10 protein-coding genes and 1 tRNA gene are annotated in these 13,476 nt (G+C 38.3%); all 11 read left to right on the forward strand.

All coding sequences use genetic code 11. The annotated features are described in order from the left end of the window. Positions 1-76 precede the first annotated feature (76 nt). A complete protein-coding gene (mgtA, locus tag IGK70_RS05920) occupies positions 77-2,737 on the forward strand; it encodes a magnesium-translocating P-type ATPase (RefSeq protein ID WP_002397224.1) in 2,661 nt (886 codons plus the stop codon). A gap of 243 nt (positions 2,738-2,980) precedes the next feature. Then, on the forward strand, positions 2,981-4,129 hold the full coding sequence (hemW, locus tag IGK70_RS05925; RefSeq protein WP_002357829.1) for a radical SAM family heme chaperone HemW: 1,149 nt from the start codon (positions 2,981-2,983) through the stop codon (positions 4,127-4,129). 225 nt (positions 4,130-4,354) lie between these two features. Then, positions 4,355-5,398 (forward strand): heat-inducible transcriptional repressor HrcA, encoded by a 1,044-nt coding sequence (hrcA, locus tag IGK70_RS05930; protein WP_002357828.1) that lies wholly within the window; start codon positions 4,355-4,357, stop codon positions 5,396-5,398. A gap of 54 nt (positions 5,399-5,452) precedes the next feature. After that, complete coding sequence (gene grpE / locus IGK70_RS05935) at positions 5,453-5,992, forward strand: nucleotide exchange factor GrpE (protein WP_002357827.1); 540 nt, start codon at positions 5,453-5,455, stop codon at positions 5,990-5,992. 59 nt (positions 5,993-6,051) lie between these two features. Beyond that, a complete protein-coding gene (gene dnaK / locus IGK70_RS05940; protein WP_002357825.1) occupies positions 6,052-7,881 on the forward strand; it encodes a molecular chaperone DnaK in 1,830 nt (609 codons plus the stop codon). Between the two features lie 114 nt (positions 7,882-7,995). Continuing rightward, complete coding sequence (locus IGK70_RS05945) at positions 7,996-8,118, forward strand: hypothetical protein (protein ID WP_002357824.1); 123 nt, start codon at positions 7,996-7,998, stop codon at positions 8,116-8,118. A gap of 54 nt (positions 8,119-8,172) precedes the next feature. Beyond that, on the forward strand, positions 8,173-9,342 hold the full coding sequence (gene dnaJ / locus IGK70_RS05950) for a molecular chaperone DnaJ (RefSeq protein WP_002357822.1): 1,170 nt from the start codon (positions 8,173-8,175) through the stop codon (positions 9,340-9,342). A gap of 238 nt (positions 9,343-9,580) precedes the next feature. Beyond that, positions 9,581-10,315 carry a metallophosphoesterase family protein gene (locus IGK70_RS05955; protein ID WP_104855715.1) on the forward strand — a complete coding sequence of 245 codons (735 nt, stop codon included), beginning with the start codon at positions 9,581-9,583 and terminating at the stop codon, positions 10,313-10,315. 97 nt (positions 10,316-10,412) lie between these two features. Continuing rightward, positions 10,413-12,605: a Tex family protein gene (locus IGK70_RS05960; protein WP_002366578.1), complete on the forward strand. Its 2,193-nt coding sequence runs from the start codon at positions 10,413-10,415 to the stop codon at positions 12,603-12,605. Between the two features lie 26 nt (positions 12,606-12,631). Then, positions 12,632-13,093, forward strand: coding sequence for a SprT family protein (locus tag IGK70_RS05965; protein WP_002365561.1), 462 nt, complete (start codon positions 12,632-12,634; stop codon positions 13,091-13,093). 68 nt (positions 13,094-13,161) lie between these two features. After that, a tRNA-Leu gene (locus tag IGK70_RS05970) sits at positions 13,162-13,245 on the forward strand. Positions 13,246-13,476: the final 231 nt, after the last annotated feature.

Raw genomic sequence — 13,476 nt, forward strand, 5'->3', positions numbered from 1 at the left:
GTGGAAAGGGTGAGGAAAATGGAAGATGAACCGATCGTCAATTCAAGTCAACAACAGATAAATGAGGTGAAAGAAAATGGAAAAGAAAATGCGTCACTTGGGCCATGACTATAGTTACAAAAAGTTTGCCCATTCAGAAGTAGAAAAAGTTTTACAACGTTTCGGCTCAACTTGGGATGGCATTAAACACCAAGATATTGAAGAATTACAAGAACGTTATGGCCGCAACAAAATTATGAATGAAAAAAAAGCTTCACGGCTGCGACTTTTTATAAAATCGTATATCACGCCGTTTACTTTGGTGTTACTAGCACTAGCCACGATTTCATTTTTTACAGAATATGTCTATGCTGCGCCAGAAGAAAAAGATGTTACTGGCGTGTTAATCATGTTAGCGATGGTCATCTTAAGTGGCACGATGAGTTTTGTCCAATCAGTCAAATCAAGCAATGCAGTTGAAAAATTACAAAATATGATTAAAGTTACAGCGACAGTCATTCGCGACAAGAAGCAAATGGAAATTCCTATTGAGGAAGTTGTGTGTGGCGACTTAGTCCAACTATCCGCTGGCGATATGATTCCAGCCGATTTACGTTTAATCCAATCTAAGGACTTATTTGTTTCCCAATCATCCTTGACTGGAGAGAGTTTTCCCATTGAAAAACACGCGACTCATCAAAAAGATAGTGATCAAATTGATACAGAATACGACAATCTTTTGTTTTTAGGAACAAATGTCATTAGTGGCACTGGTTTGGGCATTGTCATTAAAGTTGGTAATCAAACTTTATTCGGAAGGATGGCTTCTGATAACGGAGAAGAGCAGCAGCAGACGAGTTTTGAAACAGGAATTAATAAAACAACGTGGGTGCTGATTCGCTTTATGTTGGTCATTACGCCAACTGTTTTTCTAATTAATGGGTTAACAAAAGGTGATTGGGTGGAAGCGTTAATGTTTGCGATTGCCACAGCTGTCGGCTTGACACCAGAAATGTTACCTATGATTGTAACAACCAATTTAGTCAAAGGTTCTCGAGAAATGGCTAAAGAAGGCACGATTATGAAAAATGTCAATGCCATTCAAAATTTTGGCGGGATGGATGTACTTTGTACGGATAAAACAGGTACCTTAACACAAGATAAAGTAATTTTAGAATACCACTATAATATTGGGTGCCAAGAAGATCAAAAAGTCTTGGATTTAGCATTTCTAAACAGTTATTTTCAAACAGGTTTGCGTAATTTAATGGATAACGCCGTTATTCAAGCGGCGACACAAGAAAGTGATATACAATCAGATGATTTTTATAAAGTAGATGAAATTCCTTTCGATTTCAATCGACGTCGAATGAGCGTGATTATCAAAGAGTTTAAAACGCGAGAAACACGCTTAATTACCAAAGGTGCGGTTGAAGAAATGCTCTTGGTCTGCACACAGGTACTTTTAGATGGCGAAATTGTGCCCTTAACAGAGACGCTGCGTCAAAAAATTACCAAAGACGTTGAAGCTTTAAATCGAGATGGTTTGCGCGTTCTAGCAATTGCCGATAAAAAAGTCGAAACGGCTGAATGGGAGTATACAACTAAAGATGAATCAGAGTTGATTTTACAAGGTTATCTTGCCTTCTTGGATCCGCCAAAAGAAACAGCAGCGGCAGCTATTCACGCCTTGCATCAACATAATGTAGCTGTGAAAGTATTAACGGGGGACAATCAGTATGTGACACATTCTGTTTGTAAAGAAGTTGGTCTGGCTGGCGAAAAAATTATTACAGGAAATGAACTTCAACAATTAAACCAAGAAGAATTAAGAAAAACCGTTCAAGCGTATAATATTTTCGCCAAAATTACGCCTGACCAAAAAGTTCGTATTGTAAATGCGTTAACTGAAAATGGTCAAACTGTTGGCTTTTTAGGTGATGGAATAAATGATGCTGGAGCAATGCGTGCTGCTGATGTAGGAATCTCTGTTGATACAGCTGTCGATGTGGCGAAAGAATCGGCGGATGTAATTTTATTGAGAAAAGATTTAATGGTTTTGGAAAAAGGAATTTTATCTGGACGGCGCGTGTTTACGAACACGATGAAGTACGTCAAATTAACAGCAAGTTCTAATTTTGGCAATGTTTTTTCCGTGATCCCAGCAAGTATCTTTTTACCATTTTTACCGATTGCTCCGATTCAATCGCTATTATTAAATCTAATTTACGATACTTCGTGTATGTCAGTTCCTTGGGACAAAGTAGATGAAGAATACGTAGAAAAACCAAAAAAATGGGAACCAAAATCAATTGGTAATTTTATGCGTTGGTTTGGTCCAACGAGTTCTATTTTTGATATTGTTACCTATTTATTTATGTATTTCATTGTGTGTCCGGCTATCCTAGGTGGCTCATTCTTTGAATTAAATGGAGCAGATCAATTGCTCTTTATCGGTATTTTCCATGCAGGATGGTTCATTGAGTCCTTATGGTCCCAAATGCTCGTCTTGCATTTCCTACGAACAGAAAAAATGCCTTTCCTTCAAAGTAGTGCTTCTGGAATTATGACGTTAGTCACTACAGCAGGGATTGTTCTCGGAACTGTTTTACCCTTTACCGCTTTCGGTGCAGAACTAGGATTTGTCGGTTTATCACCAAGCTATTTCTTGTATTTAATCCCGACAATTGTTGCTTATTTAGCACTGGTTGCGTTCATTAAAGTTTTATACGTCAAACGTTACGGTCAATTACTGTAACTGATTTGTACTATTATATATAGAAAAATTTTTTTACTTTTCTTTCAAGGTTGAGGAGGTGTCGGTTTTTATGACAGCTCCTCGTTGTTGTTTTAAGTGACTGTGCGAATTTTTTTATGGATTTATTTGTCATTTACAGTTAGTATGGCTAGTAGAGACTTTCCAAAAAGAACGAGCTTTTTGGTAATAAGGAGATAAAACGAGCTAATGACCAAAACAAACCAACTTTCAACTTCAACGCCGATGTTCGATCGGTCGGCCTATATTCATATTCCATTTTGTGAGCATATTTGTTATTATTGCGATTTTAACAAGGTCTTTTTAGAAGGACAACCAGTTGATGAATATATTCAGAGTTTATTAAAAGAAATTCAACTTACACAAGCATTGTATCCAGAACAAGAAATGAAAACCATCTATATTGGCGGAGGCACGCCAACTTCATTATCAGCGAAACAGTTAGATGTGCTACTAAAAGGGGTTCGCGAACAGCTAACGTTTGATGACCGAAATGAATTTACGGTGGAAGCAAACCCTGGTGATTTAACCCAAGAAAAATTACAAGTCATGAAAAACTATGGCGTCAATCGTCTTTCGATGGGCGTTCAGACATTTGATGATCGCTTGCTCAAAAAAATCGGTCGCAAGCACACCGCCGCAGATGTTTATGAAACAATGAAATTTTTAGAGAAAGAAAATTTTACCAATGTCAGTATTGACTTAATCTATGCTTTACCTGGACAAACATTGGAAAGTTTTCGCGATACTTTGACAAGAGCCTTAGCATTGGACTTGCCGCACTATTCGCTTTATTCATTAATTCTTGAAAATAAAACAATGTTCATGAACTGGGTTCGTCAAGGACGGTTACAGCTGCCTGAAGAAGAAATCGAAGCACAAATGTTTGACGAAACGATTGAAGCAATGGAGAAAAAAGGACGTCACCAATATGAAGTCAGTAATTTTGCTTTAACAGGAAAAGAAAGCCAGCATAATCTGGCTTATTGGAATAATGACCACTACTATGGATTTGGCGCAGGTGCCAGCGGCTATCTTGGGCAAACTCGTTACAAAAATCACGGTCCAATCCAACATTATTTGAAACCCTTGCGAGAAAATCAATTGCCAATTGTGGAGACTGAAGAATTAACTCGTCTAAATCAAATAGAAGAAGAGCTATTTTTAGGCTTACGTAAAAAAGTAGGCATTTCTAAACAAAAATTCCAACAAAAATTTCATGAACCAATTGAAGCAATTTATGGAGAGGTCATTCAACGCTTAATCAAAGAAGAATTATTAATTGAAGAAGCAGATATCTTACGTTTAACGAAAAAAGGACTATTTGTGGGGAATAATGTTTTTGAAGCATTTTTGTTAAGTGAAAAAGAGTAAAAAAATAAAAAAATCATCGAAGTGTGACAAAGCATTTCGATGGTTTTTTTATCACAAAGGCTGGTATTAGTGGGTTTTGAAGGTGATTTGCAGTAATTAGCACTCTTGTGTTAAGAGTGCTAAAAAGTTGCGTATTTCCCTTGACAAAAAGGTAAGGACTTGTTATATTAGTATATGTAGTTAGCACTTAGATGTTAAGAGTGCTAATGAAGGGTGGTAATAACGATGATTACAGAAAGACAACAAAATATCTTGAGACTTATCATCCAAAATTACACGAACACGGGCTTACCTGTCGGTTCTAAAAAATTGATGGAGGATGGCATTGCCTCTAGTTCTGCCACAATTCGTAATGATATGAAAGCATTAGAAGAATACGGCTTATTAGCTAAGACTCATTCTTCTTCAGGGCGAATCCCCTCAATGGCTGGTTATCGTTACTACGTGGATCATCTTTTACAACCAACACAAGTAGAAGAGAACGAACTTAGAAGGATTCGTCAATCTTTTGGAAAAGAATTTCATGAGATTAATGATATTATTCGACAATCAGCTGAAATTCTATCAGAATTGACAAGTTATACTGCTTTTTCATTAGGACCTGAAGTGAAAGAACGGAAATTAACCGGCTTTCGAATGGTTCCTTTGAATGATCGGCAAGTCCTTGCTATTATAGTGACAGATAAAGGCAATGTTGAAAACCAAGTATTTGCCATTCCTGCCGCTGTTTCTAGCCAAGATCTTGAAAAAATGACACAAATCATCAATGATAAGTTGGTTGGACAACCTTTGTTGACCGTTTATCATCGTTTGCGGACGGAGATTCCGATGATTTTACATCGCTATTTCCAAACGCCAGAAGGAATGATGAACTTATTCGATGAGATGTTAGGACATGCCTTTGAAGAAAAAGTCTTTGTCGGTGGTCGCATGAATTTGTTAGATTTTGGCATCAAACAAGATATTGAACAATTGAAATCTGTCTATTCCTTTATGCAAAATTCTGATGAGCTGACGCATTTATTAAATGGTTCTGCAACAACAGAAAATCCAATTGTTTTTCGTATCGGCTCAGAAATTGGCAACAATCTCTTAGAAGATATGAGCATGATCACTGCTACGTATGAAGTATCAGGACATGGCAAAGGAACAATTGCCCTGCTAGGACCAACCAGTATGCCGTATTCAAAAATATTCGGTTTGGTAGACACGTTTCGACATGAGCTAGCTTCACAACTAGGTGACTATTACCGTTTTTTAGGTAATTAAGCAAACCTTGTTAGGATAAGAAGTAGATGCATAAAGAGAAAGGAAGTTGCTGAAGTGAGTAAAAAAGAAGAGAAGCAAGAAGAATTACAAGAAGAAATGGAAGCTGTTGATGCTGCTGGCGTTTCTGAAGTAGAAGTTGAAGCAACAGAGATTGAAAATCTTAAAGCAGAGCTTTCCGAAATGGAAGACAAGTTCTTGCGGGCAAGAGCCGAAATTGCTAATATGAGCAATCGAAATAAAAACGAACGAGAATTATTAGTTCGTTACCGCTCACAAGATTTAGGTAAAAAGATTTTACCATCCATTGATAATTTAGAACGAGCAATGGCTATTGAAGTATCAGATGAACAAGGCGAAAGCTTGAAAAAAGGTATTTCGATGGTGCTAGAAAGTATTACTGTGGCTTTAAAAGAAGAAGGAATTGAAGAAATCCCAGCAATGGGTGAAACCTTTGATCCAAATTTACATCAAGCCGTTCAAACAGTCCCTGCTTCTGAAGAAACCCCAGCAGATACCATTGTTGAAGTTCTACAAAAAGGGTACAAATTACAAGATCGTGTGTTACGACCATCAATGGTCATTGTTGCACAATAACAAACGTTAATTAAAAATATATTATTATAGAAAACTAATACAGATTGGAGATATTCACTATGAGTAAAATTATTGGTATTGACTTAGGAACAACAAACTCAGCTGTCGCAGTGCTAGAAGGCGGCGAAGCAAAAATTATTGCAAACCCAGAAGGTAACCGCACAACTCCTTCTGTCGTTTCATTCAAAAACGGTGAAATTCAAGTGGGCGAAGTAGCAAAACGTCAAGCTGTTACAAATCCTAACACGATTTCATCTATTAAACGTCACATGGGTGAAGCTGGCTACAAAGTTGATGTTGAAGGAAAATCATATACACCACAAGAAGTTTCTGCAATGATCTTACAATATTTAAAAGGTTTTGCTGAAGACTATTTAGGTGAAAAAGTTGAAAAAGCAGTTATTACAGTTCCTGCATATTTCAACGATGCGCAACGTCAAGCAACAAAAGATGCTGGTAAAATTGCTGGCTTAGAAGTAGAACGGATCGTTAACGAACCAACAGCAGCAGCTTTAGCTTATGGTTTAGATAAAACAGACAAAGATGAAAAAATTCTTGTCTTTGACCTTGGTGGTGGTACATTCGACGTGTCAATCCTTGAATTAGGCGATGGCGTTTTCGATGTATTATCAACAGCAGGTGATAACAACCTAGGTGGGGATGACTTTGATAATAAAATCATTGACTACATGGTTGCAGAATTTAAAAAAGAAAATGGCATTGACTTAGCTAACGATAAAATGGCATTACAACGTTTGAAAGATGCTGCTGAAAAAGCGAAAAAAGACTTATCAGGTGTAACAAGCACACAAATCAGCTTGCCATTTATTACTGCTGGCGAAGCAGGACCATTGCACTTAGAAATGAACTTAACTCGTGCAAAATTTGATGAATTAACAAGTGATTTAGTTGAACGTACAAAAGTACCAGTACGTCAAGCCTTGAAAGATGCTGGTTTAAATCCTTCTGAAATCGACGAAGTTATCCTAGTTGGTGGTTCAACACGTATTCCAGCTGTAGTTGAAGCTGTTCGCAAAGAAACAAACAAAGAACCAAACAAATCAGTTAACCCTGACGAAGTAGTAGCAATGGGTGCTGCCATCCAAGGTGGCGTAATCACTGGTGATGTTAAAGACGTTGTCTTATTAGACGTAACACCGTTGTCATTAGGTATTGAAACAATGGGTGGCGTATTTACAAAATTAATTGATCGTAACACTACGATTCCAACAAGTAAATCACAAGTCTTCTCAACTGCTGCTGACAATCAACCAGCTGTTGATATTCACGTTTTACAAGGTGAACGTCCAATGGCCGCTGATAATAAAACATTAGGTCGTTTCCAATTAACAGATATTCCTGCGGCTCCTCGTGGTGTACCACAAATTGAAGTAAGCTTTGACATTGATAAAAACGGGATTGTAAATGTTCGTGCGAAAGACTTAGGCACTCAAAAAGAACAAACAATCACGATTAAATCTTCTTCAGGTTTATCTGATGATGAAATCGAACGTATGGTGAAAGATGCTGAAGCAAACGCTGAAGCAGATAAACAACGTAAAGAAGAAGTTGACTTACGTAACGATGCAGATGCTTTATTATTCACTGTTGATAAAACATTGAAAGAATTAGAAGGCAAAGTAGACGCTGAAGAAGTGAAAAAAGCAGAAGATGCGCGTGATGAATTAAAAGCAGCCATCGAAGCAAACGATATCGAACAAATGAAAGCAAAACGTGATTCATTGAATGAAATCGTCCAAAACTTAACAGTAAAACTTTACGAACAAGCTGCGCAACAACAAGCACAAGAAAATCCTGAAGCTGCTCAAGGTGGCGCTGATGATGTTGTTGATGCTGATTTTGAAGAAGTAAATGGTGATGACAAATAATCAATAACAATTGATTTTAGGGACTGGATCATTAGTACAATGACTAATGTCCCAGTCCCTTGTCTTTTGTGAGAAAATCAACCACAATCAAGTTAGCAAGAAACTATTTAGGTTTTGAAAGAACTGTGGTATGATTACAACGATGTTAAACAAGCTGAAAATACCTATTCACAGCTAGTAACACTGATTCAAGGTGTGACAGATAATCCAACCAGAGAGACCGAAAGCAATCGATGAATTTGGCTGGTTCTAAACACATTGTAAAGTTTGAAGAAAGTTGGAGGGAAGTCAATGGCGACGAAACGAGATTATTATGAAGTGCTAGGATTAGCAAAAGGTGCTTCAGATGATGAAATTAAAAAAGCATACCGCAAACTTTCCAAAAAGTACCATCCAGATATTAACAAAGAAGCCGATGCGGAAGAAAAATTTAAAGAAGTTTCTGAAGCGTATGAAGTATTAAGTGATCCACAGAAAAAAGCGGCCTATGACCAATATGGCCATGCAGGAACTGATCCTAATTACGGTGGCGGCGCTGGTGGCTTTGGCGGTTTCGGTGGCGGCGGATTTAGCAGTAGTGGTTTTGGTGGATTCGAAGATATTTTCGATTCATTCTTTGGCGGCGGCGGTGGCCGTTCTGTTGATCCAAATGCACCAAGACAAGGCGCCGATTTACAATATACAATTCAATTGAAATTTGAAGAAGCTATTTTCGGTGTCGAAAAAGAGATTAAGTACAATCGAGAAGATACTTGTGCAACCTGTGGCGGTAATGGTGCCAAACCAGGCACGCACCCAGAAACTTGTCATAAATGTCATGGCTCTGGAACAATCAATGTTGAACGTCAAACGCCATTAGGTCGTATGATGAGTCGTCAAACTTGTGATGTGTGTCATGGCACAGGGAAAGAAATTAAAGAACCATGTCCAACTTGTCATGGCACAGGTCATGAGAAAAAAGCACATACTGTCAAAGTAAATGTGCCTGCTGGAGTAGAAGACGGTCAACAAATGCGCTTAGCTAACCAAGGAGAAGCGGGTACCAATGGTGGACCATATGGTGATTTATATGTAGTCTTTCGTGTTGAAGATAGTGATATTTTCGATCGAGATGGCGCAGAAATCTACTATGATTTACCAGTAAGTTTCGTCCAAGCGGCTCTAGGGGACGAAGTAACTGTCCCAACTGTTCATGGTGACGTGAAATTAAAAATTCCGGCTGGAACACAAACTGGCACAAACTTCCGCTTAAGAGGCAAAGGTGCGCCACGTTTACGTGGTGGGGGCAATGGTGATCAACACGTGAAAGTGAAATTAATAACACCAAAAAATCTTAATGAAGAACAAAAGGATGCCCTACGAGCTTTTGCAAAAGCTGGTGGACAAAATGTAACTGAACAACAAGAAGAAGGCTTCTTTGATAAAATGAAAGATGCGTTTGGCGGTAAGAAGAAAAAATAAACCAAACGAGTCAGAGACAAAAGCAGTTAGCTCCAAGTGTTCATCACTCTTGAAAGCTAAATTGCAACGAGTAATTGCAGGTGCTGCTTTTGTTCAACTGATTATTTTAAGATTTAGAGAGTGGGACATAAGTCGTTTTGACTTATGTCCTATTTTCGTTTCTTATTTCCAAACATTTTACGAGAATATTTTAAAATTTAGCGTATACTTAATATAAGCAAGTTAGGAGGGCTTATTTATGAAACCATATGTTTATGTAATCAGTGATATTCATGGACAAGCAGATTTGTTTGATGCCTTACTCACAGACTATGACCCAGTCGAGCATCAGCTAGTTTTAATTGGTGATTTAAACGACCGTGGTCCGGATTCTAAAGCCTGTTTTCTCAAAGGAAAAGAACTTGTCGAGCAACACGGCGCTGTTTATTTACGAGGCAATCATGAAGAATATTTTTTGCAGTTTCTTCAAAATCCAGAGGACTGGTTTGCAGGATATGTTCGCAATGGTGGCAAGGAAACAATTGAAAGTCTCTTGCATCCAGGAGCTACTGCAGAATACTCACCAACAGAAATGGCCTTAATGATCCGTAGTCGCTATCCAGAGTTAATTGATTTTTTAACAAAACGACCACTTTATTTTGAATGGGAGCATTACTTATTTGTGCATGCTGGGGTTGATTTAACGATGGAAGATTGGCGGCAAACAGCACCTAAGGATTTTTTGTGGATTCGCGAACCCTTTCATCAAGGGAAAAATAATACAGGCAAGACCATTGTTTTTGGTCATACCATTACTCCGATGTTACATGGTGATATGCAGACCACGGACCTTTGGCAAAGTGATGGAAAAATTGGGATAGATGGTGGTGCTATTTTTGGCGGCTCTTTACATGGTGTAATTTTTAATGAAACAGGCATTGTCCAAGATATCGAATATCAAAAACGCACCCCTGCGTGGCAACCAGAATTTTGATTCCTTAATCGCACGAATCAGTTACCTCACTTCTATATTTAGAAGCAAAAATATGCTAAAATAGATAAGTATGCATAAGAAAAGAGGTATCTAGTTAATGGCAGAAGCTTATAACGAAGAAGTAGTAGCGCTACTTCAAAAAGAATTGACAACGTATCGTTCAAAACAAATAACAACGGTTTTAACTTTATTAAATGAAGGAAATACAGTTCCTTTTATTGCCCGTTACCGGAAAGAAATGACTGGAAGTTTAGATGAAGTCCAAATCCGTGAAATAGAAGAACGTTATCATTATTTACAAAACTTGAAAAAGCGGAAAGAAGAAGTTCTCCGTTTAATTGAAGAGCAAGGAAAACTAACAAAAGAACTCAAAACAGATATTCAAAAAGCAGTAAAAATGCAACAAGTGGAAGATTTGTATCGACCATATAAACAAAAACGTCGGACCAAAGCGACTATCGCGAAAGAAAAAGGGTTGGAACCATTAGCAGATTGGTTGCTCTCTTTACCTGAAAACGCGGATATCTTAGCTAAAGCGGCTACTTTTATTAATGAAGAAAAAGAAGTTGCAACCGCCGAGATAGCCTTGCAAGGTGCTCATGAAATTTTAGCAGAACGTATTAGCGATGAACCAAAATACCGAACATGGTTACGTGATTATATGGTTAAACATGCGCAATACGTTAGCGTAGTTAAGGACGAAGAAAAAGACGAAAAGCGGACCTATGAAATGTATTACGATTTTGCAGAACCAGTTAGCAAAATGGTGCCGCACCGTGTCTTAGCAACGAATCGTGGTGAAAAAGAAGACATTTTAAAGGTTTCCCTTGTCGCTGATGAAACAAAAATTAATGATTATTTCCAACGTCAACTAATCGGCAAGCAAGCAACAAGTTTAGCTGCTCCATACATTGAGGCTGCTTATTTAGATAGCTATAAACGATTCATTGGACCAGCGATTGAACGGGAGATTCGCAATGAATTAACAGAAAAAGCTGATGAACAAGCGATTGCAATTTTCGGTGAAAATTTACGTAATTTATTATTACAGTCACCACTTAAAGGAAAAGTTGTTCTAGGATTTGACCCGGCTTATCGGACAGGCTGTAAATTAGCAGTTGTCGATGAAACTGGTAAAGTTTTAGCAATTCAAGTGATTTATCCACATAAACCAGCGACTGCTGCGAAACGTGAAGCCGCTGGTCCAGCCTTTAAAAAGATCATTGAAGACTATCAAGTGGACATGGTAGCTATTGGAAACGGAACGGCAAGTCGTGAATCTGAATTGTTTGTGGCAGAGCAATTAAAAGCGGTGAAGCGTGACGTCTTTTACGTGATTGTTAATGAAGCAGGGGCTTCCGTTTACTCTGCGAGTGAAGTGGCTCGTAAAGAGTTTCCTGATTTACAAGTCGAAGAACGAAGTGCGGTCAGCATTGCACGTCGTTTGCAAGATCCGTTGGCAGAATTAGTAAAAATTGATCCCAAAGCAGTCGGGGTCGGTCAATATCAGCATGACGTATCGCAAAAACGTCTTGCCGAGCAATTGGATTTTGTTGTAGAAACTGCGGTAAACCAAGTTGGTGTTGATGTGAATACAGCGAGTGCTCAACTTTTACAACATATTTCTGGCTTAAATAAAACAACGGCGCAAAACTTAGTCACTTATCGTGATGAAAATGGTGTCTTTACAGCACGAAATCAAGTCAAAAAAGTACCTCGTTTAGGACCAAAAGCATTTGAACAAGCAATTGGCTTTTTACGAATTCCTAATGGCAAAAATGTGTTAGATAACACTGGCATTCACCCAGAAAGTTATCCAGTAGCACAAGCAATTTTAGAAAAAGCAGAGATTGCTTCTAAAGAATTAGGGACAGCAGAAGCTATCGAAAAATTGAAACAGTTACCAGTGAATCAATTAGCTACTGAGTTAGAAGTAGGTTCAGAAACACTCACAGATATTATTGCTAGTTTAATCCAACCAGGTCGTGATATGCGCGATGAGATGTCAGCGCCACTTTTACGTAAAGACGTGTTGACGATGGAAGATTTGAAACCAGGAATGGAAATGCAAGGGACTGTTCGAAACGTAATTGACTTTGGCGCGTTTGTCGATATTGGTGTGAAGCAAGATGGCTTAGTCCACATTTCTAAGTTAAGTACCAAATTTGTTAAGCACCCAACGGATGTTGTTGCGGTGGGGGATGTAGTCACAGTTTGGGTAGAAGATGTTGACTTGAAAAAGGGGCGTATTAGTTTAACCATGTTGCCTCGGGCTGATAGAAAAGAGTAACAATGAAAGAGTCTCAACCAGTCTTGATGACAGATCAAGCGCTTCAAACGCTAGTGGAAAAAATTTCAATCGTATTTTTTCAGAAACCTTTTCTGCATCAAGCTACATTTAATCGGCGGTTAAAAACTACGGGCGGTCGCTATCATTTAGCTTCGCATCACCTGGATTTTAATCCAACTGTCTTTTTAAAGTATGGACAAGAGGAACTGGAAAAAGTCATTAAGCATGAGTTATGTCACTATCATTTACATTTAGCTGGCAAAGGCTATCAGCATAAAGATAAGGACTTTAAAGAGTTATTGGCTAAGACTGGCGGTGCCCGTTACGCACCGCCTCTGGTAGAACGGAAAAAAGCAGTTTTCCATCAGTACCAATGTCAGTCTTGTGGAGAAGTCATCCTCAGAAAACGACGAATTGATACGACACGATATGTCTGCGGAAAATGTCATGGGCGTTTGTCCTGGCAAGCGAAAAAAGAACAAATCTAACGATTCTGGTCTTTGTTATCTTGACAAAGACCAGTAATTATTTTAGGATAAATAAGTGCTCTTAAAATGCAGATGTGTTGGAATTGGCAGACAAGCATGATTGAGGGTCATGTGGACAGATGTCCGTGTGGGTTCGAGTCCCATCATCTGCATCGACTAGTATAACAAGAGGTCGGGACAGAAGTGTTTAACTCCGAGAAATAAGAAGGAGTTGCTTCTGTTCCCACCGTTTATCAGTTTTTGAGCGTGGAGCAAAAATCCAAAGTGATTTTTGTCCCACGCTCTTGTTTATTACGGAAAAACCATCAATTTTTTATTAAATTCTGATATTTATTATTGCTTTTTCATTATAGTTGGCGTAACTTTAGAGTATAAATTTGTGA

The organism is Enterococcus sp. DIV0358, from assembly GCF_051713465.1.
Taxonomy (GTDB): Bacteria; Bacillota; Bacilli; order Lactobacillales; family Enterococcaceae; genus Enterococcus; species Enterococcus faecalis.

Bases quoted from the DNA above. Each gene is read 5' to 3' on its own strand.
- IGK70_RS05960 (WP_002366578.1), top strand. From the start codon at position 10,413: ATGGCAGAAGCTTATAACGAAGAAGTAGTAGCGCTACTTCAAAAAGAA.
- hrcA (WP_002357828.1), top strand. From the start codon at position 4,355: ATGATTACAGAAAGACAACAAAATATCTTGAGACTTATCATCCAAAAT.
- IGK70_RS05955 (WP_104855715.1), top strand. From the start codon at position 9,581: ATGAAACCATATGTTTATGTAATCAGTGATATTCATGGACAAGCAGAT.
- dnaK (WP_002357825.1), top strand. From the start codon at position 6,052: ATGAGTAAAATTATTGGTATTGACTTAGGAACAACAAACTCAGCTGTC.
- hemW (WP_002357829.1), top strand. From the start codon at position 2,981: ATGTTCGATCGGTCGGCCTATATTCATATTCCATTTTGTGAGCATATT.
- dnaJ (WP_002357822.1), top strand. From the start codon at position 8,173: ATGGCGACGAAACGAGATTATTATGAAGTGCTAGGATTAGCAAAAGGT.
- mgtA (WP_002397224.1), top strand. From the start codon at position 77: ATGGAAAAGAAAATGCGTCACTTGGGCCATGACTATAGTTACAAAAAG.
- IGK70_RS05965 (WP_002365561.1), top strand. From the start codon at position 12,632: ATGACAGATCAAGCGCTTCAAACGCTAGTGGAAAAAATTTCAATCGTA.